At 33.0% G+C, this 17,518-nt stretch carries 13 protein-coding genes; 9 read left to right on the top strand and 4 right to left on the bottom strand.

Annotated elements, in window-relative coordinates; all coding sequences use genetic code 11:
* Positions 1–573: 573 nt before the first annotated feature.
* Together J2W95_RS01355 and J2W95_RS01350 are read right to left on the bottom strand one after the other, a co-directional pair.
* Positions 574–1,341, bottom strand: coding sequence for a carboxypeptidase-like regulatory domain-containing protein (locus tag J2W95_RS01355; RefSeq protein WP_310003154.1), 768 nt, complete (start codon positions 1,339–1,341; stop codon positions 574–576).
* 90 nt (positions 1,342–1,431) lie between these two features.
* Positions 1,432–3,360, bottom strand: coding sequence for a DEAD/DEAH box helicase (locus J2W95_RS01350; protein ID WP_310003151.1), 1,929 nt, complete (start codon positions 3,358–3,360; stop codon positions 1,432–1,434).
* Between the two features lie 375 nt (positions 3,361–3,735).
* Between J2W95_RS01350 and J2W95_RS01345 the strand changes: the two genes are divergently transcribed.
* The 6 genes from J2W95_RS01345 (at position 3,736) to J2W95_RS01320 (ending at position 11,833) form a co-directional block, all read left to right on the top strand.
* Positions 3,736–4,029: a DUF4834 family protein gene (locus J2W95_RS01345; protein ID WP_310003147.1), complete on the top strand. Its 294-nt coding sequence runs from the start codon at positions 3,736–3,738 to the stop codon at positions 4,027–4,029.
* 145 nt (positions 4,030–4,174) lie between these two features.
* A complete protein-coding gene (locus J2W95_RS01340; RefSeq protein WP_310003146.1) occupies positions 4,175–6,592 on the top strand; it encodes a YfhO family protein in 2,418 nt (805 codons plus the stop codon).
* A 44-nt stretch (positions 6,593–6,636) separates the two neighbouring features.
* Positions 6,637–7,935, top strand: coding sequence for a glycosyltransferase family 4 protein (locus J2W95_RS01335; RefSeq protein ID WP_310003144.1), 1,299 nt, complete (start codon positions 6,637–6,639; stop codon positions 7,933–7,935).
* Between the two features lie 41 nt (positions 7,936–7,976).
* The gene (locus J2W95_RS01330) at positions 7,977–9,446 is read left to right on the top strand and encodes a lipopolysaccharide biosynthesis protein (protein ID WP_310003142.1); all 1,470 of its coding nucleotides are present in this window, start codon (positions 7,977–7,979) and stop codon (positions 9,444–9,446) included.
* A 137-nt stretch (positions 9,447–9,583) separates the two neighbouring features.
* Positions 9,584–11,266, top strand: coding sequence for a mechanosensitive ion channel family protein (locus J2W95_RS01325; protein ID WP_310003139.1), 1,683 nt, complete (start codon positions 9,584–9,586; stop codon positions 11,264–11,266).
* A gap of 270 nt (positions 11,267–11,536) precedes the next feature.
* Entirely contained in the window at positions 11,537–11,833 is a 297-nt protein-coding gene (locus tag J2W95_RS01320; RefSeq protein WP_310003137.1) for a hypothetical protein, read from the top strand.
* 256 nt (positions 11,834–12,089) lie between these two features.
* Here the strand turns inward: J2W95_RS01320 and uvrA are convergent, their stop codons facing one another.
* Positions 12,090–14,885 (bottom strand): excinuclease ABC subunit UvrA, encoded by a 2,796-nt coding sequence (gene uvrA, locus J2W95_RS01315; RefSeq protein ID WP_310003134.1) that lies wholly within the window; start codon positions 14,883–14,885, stop codon positions 12,090–12,092.
* 376 nt (positions 14,886–15,261) lie between these two features.
* Between uvrA and J2W95_RS01310 the strand changes: the two genes are divergently transcribed.
* Positions 15,262–15,846, top strand: coding sequence for an RNA polymerase sigma factor (locus J2W95_RS01310; RefSeq protein ID WP_310003132.1), 585 nt, complete (start codon positions 15,262–15,264; stop codon positions 15,844–15,846).
* A gap of 52 nt (positions 15,847–15,898) precedes the next feature.
* Entirely contained in the window at positions 15,899–16,042 is a 144-nt protein-coding gene (locus tag J2W95_RS01305) for a hypothetical protein (protein WP_310003130.1), read from the top strand.
* 108 nt (positions 16,043–16,150) lie between these two features.
* On the opposite strand, the gene J2W95_RS01300 is transcribed toward J2W95_RS01305, so the two are convergent.
* A complete protein-coding gene (locus tag J2W95_RS01300) occupies positions 16,151–16,801 on the bottom strand; it encodes an endonuclease III domain-containing protein (protein WP_310003128.1) in 651 nt (216 codons plus the stop codon).
* 153 nt (positions 16,802–16,954) lie between these two features.
* Between J2W95_RS01300 and bcp the strand changes: the two genes are divergently transcribed.
* Complete coding sequence (bcp, locus tag J2W95_RS01295; protein WP_310003126.1) at positions 16,955–17,407, top strand: thioredoxin-dependent thiol peroxidase; 453 nt, start codon at positions 16,955–16,957, stop codon at positions 17,405–17,407.
* The last annotated feature ends 111 nt before the right edge of the window (positions 17,408–17,518 follow it).

The following is a 17,518-nucleotide window of genomic DNA, read 5'->3' as shown; positions in this document are numbered from 1 at the left end:
CAAGAAGTAAGTTCGATTACATCTCAATCCATCTTTATAAATGAGATGGTTACTTCGAGAAGTTCTTATAAAAGTTTATACATAGTCTAGAAAACTAGTTTTTAATCGTCAATGCAATTTAGTGCTTATGATGATAAAAGAAATGTATAATCATTTATAATTTACAAAATGTATAAATATAATAAGAAACAATGTTTGAAGAAATCTAAACTGCCAATCCTTTGGGCAAAAAGAAAATTTATTCTAATTATTACTGCTTTTATGGTCGGAATGTCAAACGGATTAAGTGAGGGTGACACGAAGATTAGTGGAAATCAAAATCACATTGAACAACAACATAAAAAAGATTGATTTTGAATACTTCTAAAAACGCTGTAGAATAACGCATGAAGAATGTTTAAATAAAGTTTTTGGTTTACGTGCGTGAGGGATAGAAGCTAGCTACCGAAGTAGCGCGGATAGCCCGACAGCTTAAAGAAAAGGGACCGAATCACCGTTGCGATGAGTTGGTCCCTTTTCTTTATGGTGGCACGCCCAAATGAGATGTTTAATCAAATTTTGGGTAATTGCTAATTATTTTTTCTTCAAGATTTTGTACTGTTCGTAGCAACCGCTTATTGCGTCCATGATTTGAAGGTCGTTTGCAGATTTGATAAAAGCTTCTGAGTAACTGCAGCGGGTCAATATTTCAGCAATTTCATCTTGAGAAACACCTAGTAATAATGAAATAGTTTCTCTGTCGTATCTGGTTTCCATAAGGTTTCTTACAGTGTCATCCTTTCGCATTTCCCTTAGTTTTTTGAGCTGTTGGGGCCTTTTTCCGAAGAAATTGTAAAGCATATCTGCGGGGTTAAATATGGAGCCCAATACTTTTCCAAAGGCTTCGGGTGCATATTGTCCAGCTTCGTAACCTTGGCCTAAGCCCGAAATGCTATAGCGATAGTCTTCTTTTATAGGGATTAATTTAGAATCGATTTCGAGATAACCAGTTAGATAATATGGGCTTATCACAACTTCGTGTAACGGAATTGCTTTTTGGGTAAGCTGGATTGTGGTTTTTTTGTTTTTGATCCAGTCATTGGTAACGCGAACACGTAATGATTCGAAACCTAGTAGGGTTATGTGTAAGGTATCACTTTGGGTAACAGCTAATTCAAAATTACCTTTGCTGTCTGTAGTGGTTCCTGTAACTTGATTGATGTTGATAATGTTCACATTGGCTAATGGAGAACCAGTATTGTCGGTGATAATGGTACCGGAGATTTTTGTGGGGATCTCAGTGGTTTGAGCTAGTGAACTTATGGAGGTAACTAAAAATAAAAAAACTACAAAATATTTCATAAACTGGTTTAAAACTTTAAAAGTAGTAAAACGGGATTAAATATTTTGTAGTTCTAGTATAATTATAAGAAAATTAACAATCTGTGATTGTTAGTCTCTTCTTGGTCTTCTTGGTCTTGGTGAATCACCAAAGCTTTCAGAACGTCTTGGGGCTCTTTCTGATGAGCCTTCTCTCGAACCTCTGTCAGATGAAAAACCACCTTCTCTTCTTGGAGCAGATGAGCTTCTTGGTCCGAAACCACCTTCTCTAGGAGCAGAACCTCTGTCGCTTCTAAATCCGCCTGATCCTTCTCTTCTTGGAGCAAAACTACCTTCTCTTCTAGGAGCTGAGCTTCTTCCACCACCAAATCCACCACCAGAATTTCTTCCGTTATGGTCACGTCTTCCACCACCGTCATTTTTAGAGATTTCAACATTGATACGACGTCCTTCTAATTGTACGTTGTTCAATATTTCCATTACTTTATCAGTGTGTTCAGGATCTGTGTTGAAGAAAGAGAAACCTTCTTTTACGTCTACTTTGAAAACGTCATCACGACCTAAATCTAATGTTTCTTTCAAGTAGTCTTTCAGTGTCATCCAATCGAAATTGTCTCTTGAACCGATGTTTACAAAGTATCTTGTAGCACCACCATTGTTGTTTTCTCTTGGAGCTCCGTCTCTATCATCACGGTCACGTCTTTCAGAACCTGAAGATTGATTTGAGATATCTCTATTTTTCTTGTAGTAATTGATAAAACGGTTAAATTCTACCGATACCATTTTCTTGATTAATTCTTCTTTCGATAAATCTTCCAATACATTGTTGATAGCTGGTAAGTAGTTGTCAATTTCGTGATCAACTTCAGTATCCTTAATTTTAGTTGCTAAGTGTAACAATTGGATTTCGCAGATTTCAATTCCAGAAGGGATTGTTTTTTCTTCGAATTTTTGTTTGATGATTCTTTCGATAGAAGAAATCTTGCGTAATTCACTTTTAGTTACAATTACGATAGAAGTACCTAATTTACCAGCACGACCAGTACGACCTGAACGGTGATTGTAAGTTTCGATTTCGTCAGGTAATTGGTAATTTACTACGTGAGTAATATTATCAACGTCAATTCCACGTGCAGCTACGTCAGTCGCAACAAGCATTTGGATCTGTCTTCCTCTAAAAGATTTCATTACACCGTCACGTTGCGCTTGGGATAAATCTCCGTGCAATGCAGCAGCGCTGTATCCATCTTCGATTAATTTTTCGGCAACAGCTTGTGTGTCACGTTTAGTTCTACAGAAAACTACTGAGAAAATGTCTGGATTAGCATCAGCTAAACGTTTCAAAGCTTCGTAACGGTCACGGGCATTTACTAAGTAAAATTCGTGTGATACTGTAGCTGAACCAGAGTTTTTAGTACCTACTGTAATTTCGATAGGTTCGGTCATGAATTGTTTTCCAATTCGTGCCACTTCAGCAGGCATAGTTGCAGAAAACAACCATGTGCTTTTTTCATCAGGCGTAGTAGAAAGGATGTTTACGATATCTTCGTAGAAACCCATATTCAACATTTCGTCTGCTTCGTCAAGAATACAATAGTTAATTTGAGAAATGTTTACCAATCCTCTGTTAATCATATCTTGCATTCTACCTGGAGTCGCTACTATAATTTGTGCTCCTCTTTTAATGTCTCTCGCTTGTTCTGTAATGCTAGCCCCACCGTAAACTGCTACCACATTAATACCTTTTTCGTATTTAGAGTAGTTTTTAAGTTCGTTGGTAATCTGCAAACACAATTCACGTGTTGGAGATAAAATCAATGCTTGCGTATTTCTGTTGTTGGCATCAATTTTCTGAATAACTGGAAAACCAAATGCTGCCGTTTTCCCTGTCCCTGTCTGAGCCAACGCAACTAAATCTGTGTCTTTTTCCAATAATAGGGGAATCGCTTTCTCCTGTACTTCGGTCGGATTCTCAAATCCTAGATCTAAAATCGCCTTCAGTAACGATTCACTCAATCCTAATTGTTCAAATTTATTCATATATATTTTTAAAATAGGGTGCAAAATTACTCTTTATAATCCATATAAACTAATGCAATTTTAAGAATTAGGTTTTTATTAGCTTTTGATAATCAGATTATTATGTTTTTGAAATTGCTTTTTAAATTTTGACATTCGTTTTTTACAGTGAAATTATGTCTCGATTCAAGAGTTTTTGTTAAAAAAAAATATCTTAAAATCTGTTTTTAAGTTGTATGGAATTTAAATGAAACTGTATTTGAGTACTTGGAAATGCTTTTTACTCGTTTTTTGGATGGTTTTCTCTTTATTTTATCATTTATTTAAGAATGATATTTTCAATTTGGTCTGAAGTTTCAATATTGATTTATTAATTTTGCCAAAAAATATTTGATTATGCAAACAGCCTCTTTTTCGGGTTTTATAAAAGCGATATTTTATATGATCGCTTTCTATTATATTTTTAAATTTTTGGCTCGATTGTTTTTGCCTCTATTAGTTAAAAAGGCAGTTGAGAAAGCTGGAGAAAATTTCCAACAGCACCAACAGCAGCAGTACCAACGTGCCCAACAGACGACTTGGAAGAAAACGTCAAGCAATGATGAAATTATAATCGATACTGCCAATAGTAAAAATCCTCGCGAAACTAAAAAAATTGGGGATTATGTCGATTATGAAGAGATCGATTAACTCCTGATCCCTGAAGGGGAATTTCAATGTATAAGGCAAATTCTCCAAAAAATAATAATAACCCAAAACCATATCGAGTATTTAGATTTTTTTTGTCGTAATATTAGACTCTAAAATCTGAACTCTAAACTTCAAACCCATATAAATGAAGCAACTTCAAAAGTTCTTTCCGCACGCATTAGCCATACTTGGTTTTATCCTTGTTTCCACACTGTATTTCTTTCCTATTTTGCAAGGAAAACAAATTTTTCAATCGGATATCGCGCAATTCACTGGGATGGCCAAAGAACAAAATGATTTTAGAGCAACTCATCATGAAGAACCTTATTGGACAAACTCTGCTTTTGGGGGAATGCCTACTTATCAATTAGGAGCTAAATATCCTCACGATTATGTAGGAGCTATCGATGATGCATTACGTTTTTTACCACGTCCTGCAGATTATCTATTCCTGTATTTTCTAAGTTTTTACGTTTTGATGTTGGTTCTAAAAGCAGATCCGTTAAAAGCTTTTTTTGGTGCGTTAGCATTCGGTTTTTCTACTTATTTGATTATTATACTTGGCGTAGGACATAATGCCAAAGCGCATGCTATTGCTTATATGCCAATGGTTGTGGCTGGTTTTGTAATGGTTTTTCAAAGAAAATATATTTTGGGAGGTTTGCTAACGATGTTTGCCGTTGCATTAGAAGTAAATGCGAATCACTTTCAAATGACTTATTACCTTCTGATATTATTATTGATTCTTTCTGGGTATTTTATTTATGAGGGAATCAAATCAAAAGAATATAAATCTTTATTGTATTCAGTAGGAACACTTATTGGGGCAGGAATTATTGCTATTGGTGCCAATGCTACTAATTTATTGGCAACAGTTGAATATGCTAATTTTAGTATTCGTGGGAAAAGTGATTTGACTTTCAAACCCGATGGAACCAAAAGCACTACTGATGGCGCTATGACTCGTGAATATATTACAGAGTATAGTTATGGTATTGCCGAAAGCTTTAATTTGATTGCGCCTCGATTGTTTGGAGGATCCAATAATGAAAAAGTAGGTACAGATAGTAGTATGTTTGAGTTTATGATTTCGCAAGGTGTTCCAGAATCACAAGCTACCGATTTTGTAACAGCTATGCCAACGTATTGGGGAGATCAACCAATTGTGTCTGCACCTGCATATATAGGAGTAGTGGTTTTCTTTTTAGCAATTTTGGCTTTGTTTATTGACGAAAGAAAAATTAAATACGCATTCCTTGGAGGAGCATTCTTAACCTTAATCCTTTCTTGGGGGAAAAACTTCCCTGCCTTGACTGATTTTTGTATAGACCATATTCCAATGTATAATAAGTTTAGAGCGGTATCGTCTATTCAAGTTATTTTGGAATTATGTTTTCCTGTTTTGGCTATTATGGGCTTGCAATCTTTTTTTAAATTGGAAAAAGAAAAACAATTAAAACCATTATTGCAATCGGGAGCTATAGGTTTAGGTTTGATTATTGTTTTGTTTTTGTCTAAAAGTTTATTCAGCTTTTCGGGAGCCAGTGACAGTTATTTGATTGAAAGTTATGGACCAAGTTTTGTTGATGCGCTTAAGGCCGATAGAAAATCATTATACAGTGCCGATTTATTACGCTCCGGATTTTTTATTCTCATAGCGGCTGGTACTTTATGGCTATTTGTTAAAAATAGAATAGCCCAAAACACAGCTATTATTTTGGTTGGTCTATTTATGGTTTCCGACTTGTTTTTTGTGGATAAAAATTATGTATCTAATAAAGATTTTATCAGTGCTAGAGATGTTGAAGTTCCTTTTCAGGAAACTGCTGCTGATGCTGAAATCCTTAAAGACCCAACAAATTACCGTGTATTTGATATACAGGGATTGATGCAAGCAAGAACTTCCTATTTTCATAAAGCGATTGGCGGATATAGTGCTGTGAGACCTAAAAGAATGCAACAATTATTTGATTATCAAATTGCCAAAAATAATTTGGAAATACTTAATATGTTAAATGTTAAGTATGTGATTCAAACCGATAAAGAAGGTAAAGAATACCCAATTATAAATCCGGATGCCAATGGAAATGCCTGGTTTGTGAATCAAGTAAATTTGGTTAAAAATGCTGATGAAGAGATGAAAGCTTTGGATAAGTTCAATTCTAAAGAAGTAGCGGTTATTAATGAAAATGAGTTTTCGGATATTAAAAATAAGGCTTTCGTCAAAGACAGTTTGGCTACAATAACTTTGGATTCATACCTGCCAAATAATTTAAAGTATACTTCAAACAATACGGAAGAAGGTTTAGCCGTTTTCTCTGAGATGTATTATGAAAAAGGCTGGAAAGCTTTAATAGATGGAAAAGAAACATCAATCATGAGAGCTGATTATACTTTGAGAGCAATAATACTTCCTGCAGGAAGGCATACTATTGAATTCAAATTTGAGCCTCAAGTGGTGAAAACAGGAAGTGCAATCACACTTGTTAGTAGTATTGGAATGTTATTTCTTTTAGTCGGAGGATTTTACTTTGAGAGAAAGAAAAATAAAGAAGTATTGTAAAGATGTGCTAATCTGCATCTCTACTATAATAACAAAATAAAAAATTGAAATCAAAATCAAAAAAAATCCTCATTATAACTTATTATTGGCCACCAGCAGGAGGGCCTGGTGTTCAACGTTGGCTCAAGTTTGTAAAATATTTACCTGATTTTGACTTTCAGCCAATTGTTTATATTCCTGAGAATCCAACTTATCCAATAGTTGATACGAATTTAGAAAAAGAAGTTTCTGAGAAGGCTATTATTTTAAAAAATAAAATTTTCGAACCCTATCAGTTAGCTTCCTTTTTTTCGAAAAATAAAACCAAAAAAATTAGTTCGGGTATTATTCCAAACCAAAAGAAGCAAACTTTTCTTGATAAGTCATTGCTGTGGATTAGAGGAAATTTGTTTATTCCGGATGCACGGGTTTATTGGGTAAAGCCATCAGTTAGTTATTTGGAAAAATACATTGCCGAAAATAATATCGATACCATAATCACTTCGGGACCACCACATAGTTTGCACTTAATCGGATTGGTTTTAAAACAGAAATTGAAAGTTACTTGGTTTGCCGATTTTCGTGATCCTTGGACCACTATTGGATATCATAAATCCTTGAGATTATCAACTAGGGCCGAAAGAAAACACAAAGCGCTTGAATATAGAGTTTTGAATACTGCCGATACTATTATTGTTACCAGTAAAACTACCAAAACGGAGTTTGAGGCAATAACCAGCAAGCCTATTGCAGTTATTACCAACGGTTATGACACAGAGCCAGTTACAAAAACTATTTTGGATTCCAAATTTAGCCTAGCTCACATCGGGTCGTTTCTTTCGGAACGAAATCCGGTTATATTATGGGAATCTTTGGCTGAGTTATTAAAAGAAATTCCCGATTTTAAATCGCATTTGGAATTAAAATTAATTGGTGCTGTCAGTCAGGAAGTATTGGATACCATCTCACAGTTTAATTTGAATTCATATCTTAATAATCTAGGGTATGTTTCCCATTCTGAAGCAGTGACACATCAAAGAAATTCGCAGGTTTTGTTACTTATCGAAATAAATTCGGAAGAAACGAAAAGCATTATTCCAGGAAAACTTTTCGAATATATGGTTTCCAATAGGCCAATTATTGCCATTGGTCCAAAAGATTCGGATTTTGCCGAAATTATTACAGGAACAAATACAGGTGTGTTCTTTGACTATTCTGAGAAAGAAAAATTAAAAAACACTATCATATCTTATTATAATCAATTTTTGGAAGGGAAATTACAATCGTATGGTGTAGGTTTGCAAAAATATTCCAGAAAGAATCTGACCAAGGAATTGGCACAATTGATTAATTCAAAAATTTAAGGTAATCCAACTTTAAACTTCTAAACCTTAAACTCCTATTAATGGGCATAGTATTAAATCAGTCTTTAAAAAACACAATAATAACGTATATCGGTTTTGCAATTGGCGGTATAAATACGATTTATTTATATCCTGTTTTTCTTGGAGCTACTTATTATGGTTTAACAAATTATGTCACTTCTTGTGCCAATGTTATCATGCCTTTGTTTGCCATAGGTATGCAAAATACCTTAGTGAAATTCTATTCGCAATATAAGACGGAAGAAGAAAGATCCCGTTTTTTATCATTTACTGTTTTATTTCCTTTGCTTTTAATCATTCCTTTTTTACTGCTAGGACTTTTCTTTTTTGATGAAATAGTATTCTTTTTGTCTAAGAAAAATTCAGTAGTCAAAAATTATATCTGGTTAATTCCTATTATCGGATTGAGTATGGCTTATTTCGAAATTTTTTATGCCTGGGCAAGAGTACATATGCATTCGGTTTTTGGTAATTTTATAAAAGAAGTAGGCTTGCGACTTTTTTCTTTGGTTTTGTTGCTTGGAGTTTATTATAATTGGCTCTCAGTAGAGGGTTTTGTTTATGCAACGGCAGTCATATATATATTAGCATTTTTAGTCACAATGTTTTATGCTTTTAGTGTTCAGAAGCCTACATTTCAATTTACTATACCAGTAAACACAAAAGAAATATTAGTGTATACTTTTTATATTATTTTGTCAGGAAGTGTTGCTAATTTACTTTTGGATGGAGATAAAATGATTTTGAATCAATACATGAATATTGAGAATATAGCATTTTATTCGGTAGCAACTTATATCGCTTTAGTTATTTCGGTTCCAAGTCGTGCCATGCATCAAATTGTATATCCCATTACGGCAAAATTGATGTATGAAAACAAACATGATGAAATGAATATTTTATACAAAAAGACGTCTATTAATCTGCAAATTGTGGGCGGGTTTGTAATGCTTTGTATTTTTGTGAATATAAATCAATTGTATGAAATGGTACCCAAAGAATACAGTGGGGGTATTATGGTCGTATTTATGATTGGTTTGTCAAAGTATTTTGATTTGATTTTAGGGAATAACAATGCTATTATCTTTAATACAAAATATTATAAAACTGTTTTGTTTTTAGGGGTTGCACTTGTTGTTTTAACAGTTGGTCTAAATATGATTTTTATTCCTCTTTTCGGGATTATTGGTTCTGCTTTTGCAACTTTGCTGTCTATTACTTTGTATAGCTTAGCTAAATTATTATTTGTTGTAAAAAAATTGCATTTGTATCCTTTTACAAAACAAACTTTGCATTCTTTAGGAATTACGTTTGGTGTTTTTTTAATGTTTTACTTTTGGAAGTTTCCTATAAATCCACTTATTGCAATTGTTTTAAAATCAATTTTGGTAACCATTGTTTATGTATTCATTAACTATAAATTTGTCGTTTCCCCAGAAATTAATCAAACTTTAGATAAAGTTTTTTTGAAAATCAGGAGAAATAAATAGTTGATGTATTTTATAAGTCTCTATGACTTATATGTTTAAAATTTTGTCGTTTAGTTTTTTTATATTTGTAAGTATAGTTTCGAATATTGTCCTTGTACTAGAAACTTTTTTATGAATTAATGGAAAACTTTTTGACTATGATGAATTTTAAAACTACACTATTGTTTTTGTTTTTTGGATGGTCAATATTATTGATTTCACAACCTAAAAAAAGTAGTGCCGACTTAAAAAGCACTAAAAATGAAAGCCCTGTCTCGAATCAAAATATTTCTAAATTAAAAGGCTTTCCTGTAATTCCTTTTAGAGACACCTTGTTTTTTGTCTATAATAAAATAGGTTCTTTTAATGCCGAGAATAGAGCCAATGCAATTACCAGCAGAATAGAATTACTTTATAAAGATCCTTTTTTTAGTAAAGATTCGTTATTGCTAACTAAATCAGATTTTGGTGTCGATATTGTTTATAAGAGCGATTTTGTGGTGATGTCCGTCACAGATTTGGACGGAAAAACTATGGGGAGTAGTAATTTTGCATTGGCGCAAAAAAACCTTGCCATTATTCAGAAGGCGGTGCTTTTTCAAAAGGAAAATAATGCAGTCGAAAATTGGTTAAAAAGAATCGGACTCGTATTATTACTGATTACTTTGATAATTGCAATCGTATTTGCCATCAACAAACTATTTAGTTGGTTTCGAACTTTTCTTGTCAATAGGCAGGAACGATATTTTTCGGGAATAAAAATTAGAGGATCATATATTTTAATTCCAGAAAAGCATTTAGAGTTTGTTTTAAGGATTGCAAGGATGATTCGAATAGTCGTTTTGATTTTTACGTTTTATATTTCTTTACCAGCCATTTTTAGTGTTTTTCCAGAGACGGAAGACTATGCAACTACTCTTTTGAAATGGATTTTTACTCCTGCGAAAACTGCATTGATGGGGTTTCTTAATTTCTTACCTAATTTAATTTCCATACTGGTAATCATAGTATTGTTTCAATATCTTTTGAAAGCTATCAAGTTTTTTGTTGATGAAATTGAGAAGGGACAAATCAAAATTGAAGGATTTTATAGTGATTGGGCCAAGCCAACTTTTAATATAATTAAAGTATTGATTTATGCTTTTATGTTGGTAATCATTTTTCCGTATCTGCCGGGATCTAATTCACCTATATTTCAGGGTGTTTCGGTCTTTGTGGGAGTTTTGTTCTCATTGGGTTCTTCCAATGCGATTGCCAATATGATTGCAGGATTGGTAATAACGTATATGCGTCCTTTTAAAATTGGTGATTTTATAAAAATTGGTGATGTAAGTGGGACTGTTATTGAGAAAACTGCTTTGGTGACCCGTGTTCGAACTCCAAAACAAGAAGATATTACGATACCAAATGCTACCGTTTTATCTAGCTCTTCGATTAATTATTCTGCTAATACTGATAGTGATTCCAAAGGATTATTAATTCATACTAAAGTTACTATTGGGTATGATTGCCCTTGGAATGACGTACAGAAGGCACTAGTAGAGGCCGCTTTGAGAACTGATTTACTCGAAAAGATTCCTGCTCCCTTTGTATTGCAAACTAGTTTAGATGATTTTTACGTTGCGTACGAAATTAACGCTTACACTAAACAACCAAATCAGCAACCTACTATTTATTCAAAATTGCATCAAAACATTCAGGACTGTTTTAATGAGGCAGGTCTAGAAATTATGTCTCCTCATTACAATTCACATCGAGACGGAAACAAAACAACTATACCCGAAAATTATCTAGATAAGGAATATAAGGCATCTCCATTTAATGTAAAAATTGGGGAATAATTTTTTTATGTAAATTAACCTATTAAAATATGTTTTTTTTTAAAATATTTTGCAAGTAAATTATTGTTTATTTTTTGTTGTGATTCAGTTCAACGAGTATTTTTGCATTTCAATAGATAATTTATTTTTAAATCATTGATAGTTAAGTTATTGTGAAATTATTTTTTCAATATCACCAAAAGTGGGTATTGTGGTTTTCTTGTATGTAGCTTAATTTTGTATTATTCTTATATATTTATCTAAATACTTATTTAAATTAATACACAAAAGATGAAAAAGCATTTTATTAATCAAGATAAATTAAATCTATTTACAAAAATCATTTCGAATAAGATTCAAAATGGATTTGTTGTTGTAGAACGAAATGATAAATTGCCTTTTACTGTTTTATATAAAGAAGGCAAAAAAATAAATCATAGCCTCAATTTTTTAGCTTGTTGTGCAACATTAGGGATGTGGTTTTTGCCTTGGCTGTATTTGACACAAGTTGCTTCCAAGGATAAGAAAGTATTAATAGCAATTGATGAGGAAGGTATAATTTTTGAAGAGAATTGTTATTTAGGTTAATCCTTTTTGTCTTAGAATCGGAAATAGATTGCCACAGATTGACTGGGACGTACTTCGTTTTTATATTTATAGGATTGGATTAGTGAAAATCTGTAAATCTGTGGCAAAATATTAGGTTACTTTTAGGCTTTGGGTTGATTAAAAATAACAAGTAATTCTTCTGGAATATATTTATATATACAGGGATAATGAATAAAAAGCCACCACAAATTATTAATTGTGTGTGGCTTTTTTATTGGATGAAAACTAGTACTCTTTATAGTTTTTCTTTTAAATATTTTGCTGTGATCGATTTTTTGTTTTTAACTATTTCTTCTGGAGTTCCTACAGCGAGTAATAAACCTCCATTTTCGCCACCTTCAGGACCTAGATCGATAACCCAATCGGCACATTTTATTAAGTCGAGATTGTGTTCTATCACAAGTATCGAATGCCCTTTTTCAATTAAAGCATCAAAGGAAGCCATTAATTTTTTGATATCGTGAAAATGCAATCCAGTTGTGGGTTCATCAAATACAAACAGCGCTTTATCCTTGATAGTTCCTTTCACTAAAAAAGAAGCGAGTTTTATACGTTGAGCTTCCCCTCCAGAAAGGGTTGATGAGGATTGGCCTAATTGTACATATCCTAAACCTACATCTTGCAGGGGTTGTAGTTTTTGTGTGATTTTTGTTTGCTTATTTTTTTCAAAGAAAGTAATGGAATCATCAATAGTCATCGTCAGGATGTCATTAATGTTTTTGCCGTCAAAAAATACTTCTAAGACTTCTTTTTTGAAACGTTTTCCGTTGCAGGTTTCACAAGGTAATTGAACATCAGCCATGAAAACCATTTCTACATTTATGGATCCTTCACCTTTGCATGTTTCGCATCTTCCACCATCCACATTAAAAGAAAAATGCTTGGCTTGGTAGCCTCTTACTTTGGAAAGTTTTTCTTTGGCATACAATTCCCGAATATCATCATAGGCTTTGATGTAGGTTACCGGATTGGAACGGGAGCTTCTTCCAATAGGATTTTGATCAACGTATTCAATATGCTTTATTTGCGAAAAAGAACCTGAAAGCTCACTAAACTGTCCCGCTTTTTCTCCAGCATTGTCTAATTTTTTCTGCATTGCAGGGAAAAGAATTTTCTTGACAAGCGTGCTTTTTCCACTACCAGAAACCCCTGTAATTACAGTTAAGACATCAAGTGGAAAAGTAACATCTATATTTTGAAGATTGTTTTCTCTCGCGCCTTTTATTTCGATGAAATTTTTATAAGGACGTCGTTTTTTAGGAACTGTTATTTCAAGATCTCCATTCAAATATTTAGCAGTTAAAGAGCTTGATTTAAGGATTTCACCATAAGTACCTTGTGCTACTAGATTCCCTCCTAAAGTCCCGGCTTCTGGACCTATGTCGATAATCATATCGGCGGCTTTCATAATGTCTTCATCGTGCTCGACTACGATTACGGTATTGCCAAGGTCACGCAACGACAATAAAACTTTAATTAGGCGTTCAGTATCTTTAGGGTGTAAACCAATACTTGGTTCGTCCAGAATATACATGGAACCTACAAGGCTACTGCCTAATGAAGTTGCTAAATTGATACGTTGGGATTCTCCTCCAGAAAGTGTAGATGAATTTCGGTTTAAAGTCAAATAATTCAAACCAACTTCTACTAAAAATGACAATCTATTATTGATTTCGATTAATAATCGTTTGGCAATTTGTTTTTCGTATTCATCCAAATCAAGATTCTTGAAAAAATCAACTAAGTGTTTGATTGGTAAATCTACTAATTCAGATACGGTTTTACCATTGATTTTGACATACGAAGCTTCAACTCTAAGACGTTTTCCTTTGCAGACATGGCATTTAGTTTTACCTCTGTAACGAGAAAGCATTACGCGGTTTTGAATTTTATAATTTTTCTCTTCGAGTTCTTTGAAAAAACCATTCAGTCCTTGAAAATATTTGTTTCCTGTCCAAATCAGGTCTTTTTGTTCTTCTGTCAATTGGAAGAAAGGTTTGTGAATAGGGAAATCAAATTTATAGGCATGGTTTACCAATTCGTCCCGAAACCAGCCCATACTTTCACCTCGCCAAGGAAATATTGCATTCTCAAAAATCGAAAGTGAAGTGTTTGGAACAACTAATTCGGCATCAATTCCTATGATATTTCCGTAGCCTTCACAAACAGGACAAGCACCATAAGGATTGTTGAAGCTGAATAAATGGACATTAGGTTCTAGAAAACTAATGCCATCCAATTCAAAATTATTTGAAAACGAAAGTTTTTTATCTGAATTTAATTCCTGCAAATAACAAATTCCTTTTCCTTCAAAAAAGGCTGTTTGCACGGCATCTGATAATCGATTATAAAACTCTTCTTCATCTTTGACTACGATTCGGTCAATGATGAGTAAAATATCTTTATGGTCTAAAGTATGTTGTTCTGCAGTAGTGAAATCATCCAAACGAACCATTTCATTATTGACCAAAATTCTAGCGAAACCTTGTTGTAATAAGACTTTTAATTTATCTTCCAATTGTCTTCCTTCTTCAAGATGAATAGGGGCGAGGAGTAACCATTTGCTGTCTAACTCAAATTCTTTAACTTCAGTAACTACATCGGTAACAGTGTTTTTTTTGACTTCTTGTCCTGAAATAGGCGAATAAGTTCTTCCAATTCGAGCAAACAATAATTTGATGTAATCGTATATTTCAGTTGAAGTTCCTACGGTTGAACGAGCATTGGTCGTATTTACTTTTTGTTCTATGGCAATAGCAGGAGCAATCCCTTTAATGTATTCCACTTTTGGTTTGTCCAATCGCCCCAAGAATTGTCTAGCATACGAAGATAAACTTTCCACATAACGGCGCTGTCCTTCGGCATACAAAGTATCAAAAGCCAAACTGGATTTACCGGAGCCTGAAAGTCCTGTAATAACTACAAGTTTGTTTCTTGGAATGGCGACATCTACATTTTTTAAATTATGTACCTGCGCACCTTTTATAATGATGTTTTTCTTTGGGTCTAGTTTGGAAATATCAATTGACATACTAAAAATGAATTTCCACAAAAGTACTCAATTTTGATGTGAGATTATCCAAAGAAATGAGATCAATAATTGGCTTTTAACCAATTTGTTGTTTTTGATTTACATTTTTGATTCTATACAGTTCATCTTGATATATGAATTTTCTATTTTTTATTATCAAAATAAATCATGTATAACGGTGTATAGCAGTGTTTTATTGTTTTGTTGAATTGATTAAAAAATATAAAAATGATATTTATCATCTTTTTTCTTGTTACTTTTGATAATTATTTGTTAAATTTGAAAAATAATAACCTAACTAACCCCCACAAGCCTATAGTATAGAACTACTTTTTAGAAGATTTCCCCAACCTAACTAATCTAAAAAGGAATTGCTATGGCAAATTTACAAAAATCAGATGCTTTATTAGTAAAGGATTATATGGCCGGTGACGAAAGTGCCTTGGCTATACTAATCAAAAGACATGAATCTAAAATTTATGGATTTATCTATTCTAAAGTAGCCGATAGAGAGATTTCAAATGACATCTTTCAAGATACTTTCATCAAAGTTATTAAAACTTTAAAAACTCAGTCATATAACGAGGAAGGTAAGTTTTTGCCTTGGATAATGAGAATTGCCCATAATTTAATAATTGATTTTTATAGAAAATCAAAAAAAATGCCGCTATTCAGAGAAACTGAAGAATTTTCTATTTTTTCTATAATGTCGGATGATTCTCTTACGGTTGAAAACCAAATTATTGCCGATCAAGTTGAGGTCGATATTAGGAGATTAGTAGAGGAGCTTCCTATGGATCAAAAAGAAGTTTTGATTATGCGTATGTATCAAGATATGAGTTTTAAAGAAATTTCTGAGAGTACAGGAGTAAGTATCAATACAGCCTTGGGTAGAATGAGATATGCTATAATGAATTTGAGAAAAATAATAGATAAACATCAAATTGTTTTGACAAATTGACAATAAATGGATAATTCTCCCGTTGTAGTATAAAATAAAATTTATATTTCATATGGAAAAGAATTACTCTAAAGCATTAAAAATCAATAAAAAAATGAAACCAGATAATGAGGTGGTATCTTTATTATTAAATTACTCTAAAGCATTAAAAATAGTGAAAATAGAGGGTAAGGTTTTTGAAATTATTGTCAATTAAACACAGCTTCTTGTTAAGAAGATAATTCAAGTTTCACAATGCTGACTTGAATAACAAATTTCACTAATTTCTTTTATGAGATTAGTGAAATTTATTATTTATAGTCAATTACTTTTTGATAAATTCACTTAAAACTGATTTTCGCCCAATTGTTCTAGTGATTATATCTCTCTCAAGATTCCAGCCTCTAGCAGGTGAATATTCACGTCCGTACCAAATAATTTGAAGGTGAAGATCATTCCATAAATTTTCAGGAAAAATTCGTTTGGCATCTTTTTCGGTTTGAACTACATTTTTTCCATTTGTCAAATTCCAGCGATACATCAATCTATGGATGTGCGTGTCAACTGGAAACGCTGGGACTCCAAAGGCTTGAGACATTACCACACTGGCAGTTTTATGTCCCACTGCTGGCAATTCTTCGAGATATTCAAAGCTTTGTGGCACTTGGCCATTGTGTTTTTCAATCAAAATTTGTGATAAACCATGAATTCCTTTTGATTTCATAGGTGATAAACCACAAGGCCGAATGATTTCCTTAATCTCTTCCACCGACATTTTAACCATATCGTACGGATTATCCGCTTTAGCAAAAAGTAATGGAGTGATTTGATTGACGCGTACATCTGTGCATTGAGCCGAAAGTAAAACCGCAATCAGCAAAGTATAAGGATCTTTATGGTCTAGCGGAATCGGGATAGTAGGATATAATTCCTTCAACGTGTTTATGACAAATGTTATGCGTTCCTGTTTGGTCATTTTTTGAGTTACTGAGTTACAAAGAATCTAAGTTTCTAAGACTCCTTTTGAATGTAAAAATAGTATTATTTAGTTTTTGAATAGAATTTTGGATGCCATTTTTTTCAAAACTTAGTACCTTAGCCACTTAGTAACTTAGAATCTAAAAAATAAATGACTACATTAAAAAAAGGAGATAAAGCACCACAATTTTCAGGAATAGACCAAGATGGGAAATCACATCAACTAGCCGATTATGCTGGCAAAAAGTTAGTGGTTTTCTTTTATCCAAAAGCATCTACACCGGGTTGTACTACTGAAGCTTGTGATTTAAGAGATAATTTTGAACGCTTTCAAGCCAATAATTATGAACTTTTGGGTGTAAGTGCTGATAGTGCAAAAGCTCAAGCCAAGTTCAGAGATAAATACGAATTTCCTTTTCCATTATTGGCAGATGAGGATAAGTCTGTAATTAATGGTTTTGGTGTGTGGGGACCAAAAAAGTTTATGGGAAGAGAGTACGATGGAATTCACAGAACGACTTTTGTAATTGATGAAAATGGAATTATTGAAGATGTTATCACTACTGTTAAAACCAAAGCTCACGCTGATCAAATATTGAAATAAACATTAATATAGAATTAGCTTGAGTCGTTTCTCAAAATAAAAAATCCAAGAAAAACAATTTGTCTTTCTTGGATTTTTTAATAAAGTTATATTTTTTGAATAAATGAAAAT

It is taken from the genome of Flavobacterium granuli, from assembly GCF_031456055.1.
GTDB lineage: Bacteria > Bacteroidota > Bacteroidia > Flavobacteriales > Flavobacteriaceae > Flavobacterium > Flavobacterium granuli_A.
Note: the sequence above shows the minus strand (reverse complement) of the source record. Positions and strands in the feature narration are given on the sequence as shown.